This is a genomic window from Micromonospora sp. NPDC003776 (assembly GCF_053605645.1).
The window spans coordinates 1-2,305 of sequence record NZ_JBSGJR010000811.1 but is presented as its reverse complement, the minus strand read 5'-3'; the positions used below and the strand labels follow the sequence as shown (position 1 = coordinate 2,305).

3 protein-coding genes are annotated in these 2,305 nt (G+C 73.2%); 1 reads left to right on the top strand and 2 read right to left on the bottom strand.

Features of this window, described 5'->3' with window-relative positions; translation table 11 throughout:
* Window positions 1-211: 211 nt before the first annotated feature.
* Window positions 212-880 carry a leucine efflux protein LeuE gene (gene leuE / locus ACWEVO_RS35220; RefSeq protein ID WP_452311731.1) on the bottom strand — a complete coding sequence of 223 codons (669 nt, stop codon included), beginning with the start codon at window positions 878-880 and terminating at the stop codon, window positions 212-214.
* The gene (locus ACWEVO_RS35215) at window positions 877-2,124 is read right to left on the bottom strand and encodes a bifunctional pyridoxamine 5'-phosphate oxidase family protein/GNAT family N-acetyltransferase (protein WP_452311730.1); all 1,248 of its coding nucleotides are present in this window, start codon (window positions 2,122-2,124) and stop codon (window positions 877-879) included. Before ACWEVO_RS35215 ends, leuE begins: the two co-directional genes overlap by 4 nt.
* Before the next feature lie 38 nt (window positions 2,125-2,162).
* Here ACWEVO_RS35215 and ACWEVO_RS35210 point away from each other — a divergent pair.
* A partial coding sequence (locus ACWEVO_RS35210) for a GntR family transcriptional regulator (RefSeq protein ID WP_452311732.1) occupies window positions 2,163-2,305 on the top strand: 143 nt, incomplete at its 3' end.

The window sequence follows — 2,305 nt, the reverse complement described above, 5'->3', positions numbered from 1 at the left end:
TCCCGCGCGCCCGGCCGACCGGCCCGCCCCGCCCCCGCCTGGCAAGGGCGGCGCAACTTCCGGGAAGTTGGCGCCTCCCGGCGAGGGGAGGCAGCAACTTCAGGGAAATTGGTGCCTCCCGACCCCGGGCAGCCCGGGCGGGCAGCGCGGGCAGACAGGCCGGGCAGGCAGGCAGGACAGGCGGGGGCAGGACGGGGAGCGGGTGGCGGGGTCAGACCGAGGCGGTGGCGAGTTTCAGGCTGAAGCCGAGGAAGAGCATCGCCACGGCGGTGATGCCGCTGGCGGCGAGCCGCCGGCGGCGGTGGAACTGGATGGCCAGGAAGGTGCCCGCGAAGATCAGCGCGGTCAGGTAGAGCGCGCTGGTCACCTGGGCGATCAGCCCGAGCAGCAGGAAGGACAGCGCCGGCCAGGCGTACCCGGGGTCGACGAACTGGATGAAGAAGGAGATGAAGAAGAGGATCGCCTTCGGGTTGAGCAGGCTGATGACCAGCGCCCGCCGGAACGGGCTGCGCAGCGCCGCCGGCTCCGCCGCGTCGATCAGCCGCGGCGTGGCCGGGTTGTTGCGGTCCCGCCAGCGCCGCCAGGCGCCGCGCAGCATGGTCAGCCCGACATAGCCGAGGTACGCGGCGCCGGCGTACTTGATCACCAGGAAGAGCGGCGGGTACGCCTTGAGCAGCGACGCCACCCCGGCGGCGGAGAGGAACATCAGCACCGAGTCGCCGACGAACACCCCGCCGGCGGCCCGGTAGCCGGCCCGTACCCCGCGCTTGGCGGCGGTGGAGAGCACGAAGAGCGAGTTGGGCCCGGGCAGCAGCACGATCGCCACGGTCCCCAGCACGTACGTCCAGATGTCAGTGATGCCCAGCACGCCGGACATCATGACGCCGCCGGTACCGCCGCGCGAAGCCTTTCCCGCAGGGTGACCTGTGCATTCGGCCACTCCTCGGCGAGCATCGAGTAGAGGGCCGACTGCCGCCAGGTGCCGTCGGCCCGCCGCCGGTTGGACCGCAGGGTCCCCTCGCGGGTGGCGCCGAGCCGCTCGATGGCCCGCTGCGACCGCTCGTTGAGCGTGCTGGTCTGCCAGGTGACCCGGATCGCGTCCAGCTCCTCGAAGGCCCGGGTGAGCAGCAGCAGCTTCGCCTCGGTGTTGATCCCGGTCCGCCACCAGGGCCGGCCGAGCTGGGTGTAGCCGATCTCCACCGCGCCCAGCTCGGGCTCGGGCTGGTAGTAGGAGGTGGTGCCGACCACCGCTCCGGTCACCGCGCACCGCTGCACCCACGGTGTCCGGACGCCGCGCTCGTTGGCGGCCAGGGCGGCGCGGACGTACCCGGCCATGTCCTCGGCGCTCTGCGGTCGGGGGCTGCCGACGTGCCGCCAGACCTCCTCGTCGTCGAGCGCGGCGTAGAGCTCCTCGGCGTGGGACAGGTCGAGCGGCTCCAGGACCACGTGCTCGCCGCGCAGCACCACCGGGTCCAGCCAGGGCGAGCGGGACGGCCGCAGGTAGCCGGGCAGGGGCGCGGTGACCCCGGCGTCCGGTTCGGGCACGCCCCGGGTGAGCCGCAGCGGCAGCACTCCCGCCCAGTACGGCAGGTCGTAGTCGGCGGGCTCGTCGAGCACCCCGGCGGCGCGGATCCGGACCGAGACCTCGCGCAGCGGCAGGGCAAGTACGGACGTCTCGGCCAGTTCCTTGCGGGTCGGCGGCCGGCTGTCCGTGCTGCGGCCCGCGGCCACCTTCTCCACCAGCGCGGTGAGCACCCGGGCCTTCTCCGCCTCGTCGGTGACCGGCCGGGCGGTGCCGTGCGCGACCACCGAGCGGTAGTTGGCGCTGTGGTGGAACTGGGACCGGCCGAGGACCAGGCCGTCGAGGTGGGTGACCGCGACGCAGACCGGCAGGCCGTCGCCATTGCGGGCGGCGAGCAGCGGCCGGCTGCCGGTGGAGCCGTGCACGTAGAGGGTGTCGTCGATCCGGACGTGCAGGGTGGGCAGCACCCGCGGTTCACCGTCCACGGTGAACGCCAGCGCGCAGTGGTACCCCTCGTCGAGCAGGGCGTGCGCGGTCGCCCGGTCGTAGTGCATCCGGTCGCGGTAGCGGGTGGCGGTGGTCCGTTCGGTCGGGGGGTACATGGGACATCCCACCTTTGTTCTAGTACAATCTCCGAACTGTGGCAGCACATTATCAGATCGCGGGTTCGTCGTCGGCGGCCATTTCGGCGAGCGTGGAGAGCGGCATCCGGGCCGGCACGCTGGCGCCCGGCGAGCCCCTGCCCGCCGTCCGCGCCCTCGCCGCCGAGCTGGCCGTCAGCCC

Bases quoted from the DNA above. Each gene is read 5' to 3' on its own strand.
- ACWEVO_RS35215 (WP_452311730.1), bottom strand. From the start codon at position 2,124: ATGTACCCCCCGACCGAACGGACCACCGCCACCCGCTACCGCGACCGG.
- leuE (WP_452311731.1), bottom strand. From the start codon at position 880: ATGATGTCCGGCGTGCTGGGCATCACTGACATCTGGACGTACGTGCTG.